The organism is Pseudomonas sp. 2FG, assembly GCF_005502935.1.
Lineage (GTDB): Bacteria > Pseudomonadota > Gammaproteobacteria > Pseudomonadales > Pseudomonadaceae > Aquipseudomonas.
Map to the genome: position 1 here is coordinate 1 of NZ_SCMP01000037.1, position 1,781 is coordinate 1,781.

Sequence of the window (1,781 nt, forward strand, 5' to 3'; positions counted from 1 at the left end):
GTTGAGGCTGTAGAAAAACCTGCTGCCTGCCGCGGTGCCGGCTGATAATCTTCGACTCATTCAATCGCAGGGAGGCGCGGGCGCGATGCCTCGGTTCAAGACCGTTCACAAGGGCCTCAAACTCCTTCCCATCGACTTCGACAAACAGCTGCTGCCCGGCACCTTCGAGCATGCCCTGTGCTATCTGGTCGACCACGAACTGGATCTCTCCGACTTCCACGCCCGTTACCGCAACAGTGTCGAAGGCGCGCCGGCCTATGACCCGGCCGTGCTGCTGAAGATAGTCCTGCTCGCCTACAGCCGCGGCCTCATCAGCAGCCGCAAGATGGAGACCGCCTGCCGTGATCACGTATTGTTCATGGCGGTGTCCGGCGACAGCCAGCCGCACTTCACTACCCTCGCCCACTTCGTCTCCGCCATGGGCGACCTCGCCGCCAAGCTGTTCGCCCAGGTGCTCACCGTGTGTGATCGCCAGGGCCTGATTGGCCGTGAGATGTTCGCCATCGACGGCGTTAAGCTGCCGAGCAACGCCAGCAAGGCCAAGAGCGGCACCCGCGCCGATTTTCTGCGCCAGGCCGAGAAGATGGAGAAAGCGGCGCAGTCCATGATTGAGCGCCAGCGTCAGTGCGATAAGCAGCCAGAGGACGACGAATTGCGGGCTGCCCGCAAGCTGGAGCGCCTGCAAGCCAATGCCCGTCAGCTACGTGCCTGGCTTAGCGAAAACCCAGAAGACCGCAAGGGCGCCAAAGGCCGGGTCAACCTGTCCAACCGCACCGATAACGACTCGGCCAAGATGGCCACCGGCAAAGGCGTGATCCAGGGCTACACCGGCGTGGCCACGGTGGACGAGAAGGCGCAGATCATCGTCGATGCCCAGGCCCACGGCACGGGGTCTGAGCAGGCGCTGCTCACGCCCGTGGTGGAAGCCACTGCCTCGCTGCGTACCCCAACCACCTGCTACACCGCCGATGCCGGTTACCACAGCCGTGACGGGCTGGAAAAGTTAGAGACAAACACCATCCCGGCCTTTATCCCGGACAACGGCTACCGCAAGCGCGACCCACGCTATGCCGGGCAAGAGCGGCATACAGAAAAGCCAGATCCGCTCTGGGACAAAAGCCCCAAGGCTCCCAGTAGCACGCTGTACACCCCGGCCGACTTCCACTTCGACCCGGTGCAGAAAACCTGCATCTGCCCGGCGGGTAAGCAGCTCTACGGCAACGGCAGCCACTGCACGATCAAGGGCCAGCCGGCGATCAAGTTCAAGGGCGCCCTACGCGATTGCCTGGGCTGCCTGCAGCGCAAGCAATGCCTGCGCACGCCTGAGAAAACCGCGGCGCGCCAGGTCGCCTTTATCCTGGCCAAGACTGAGCAGGACAACGCCCTGACCCGCATGCGCCGGCGTATCGATAGCCCCGTAGGCCGCGAGATGATCACGCGCCGCTTCGCCACGGTGGAACCGGTGTTCGGCAACCTGCGCCACAACAAACGCCTGGATCGCTTCAGCCTGCGTGGCCGTGAGCGTGTGGATGGGCAGTGGAAACTCTACTGCGTCACCCACAACATCGAAAAACTGGCGCATCGCGGGGCATGGTCATGAAAACCGGCCTGCAGAAATCCACTCAGAAGCCTCTCACGGCCTCTGCCAAAGCACGTGGATGGCCAACCACTCACATATCCCCAAAGAACGCCCACTGCCGCATGCGCTCCCAGCTTCTTAAAAAAGTGCTGTGAGCCTTGATGGCGGGAGTGGTTTTGGGGTTTTTCTACAGTCTCGTTAG

1 protein-coding gene is annotated in these 1,781 nt (G+C 62.3%); it reads left to right on the top strand.

The genetic code is table 11. From position 1 onward, the window contains the following. Positions 1-85 precede the first annotated feature (85 nt). A complete protein-coding gene (locus FFS13_RS19675) occupies positions 86-1,600 on the top strand; it encodes a transposase (protein ID WP_137820736.1) in 1,515 nt (504 codons plus the stop codon). Positions 1,601-1,781: the final 181 nt, after the last annotated feature.

Coding starts and splice junctions, on each gene's coding strand:
- FFS13_RS19675 (WP_137820736.1), top strand. CDS start 86: ATGCCTCGGTTCAAGACCGTTCACAAGGGCCTCAAACTCCTTCCCATC.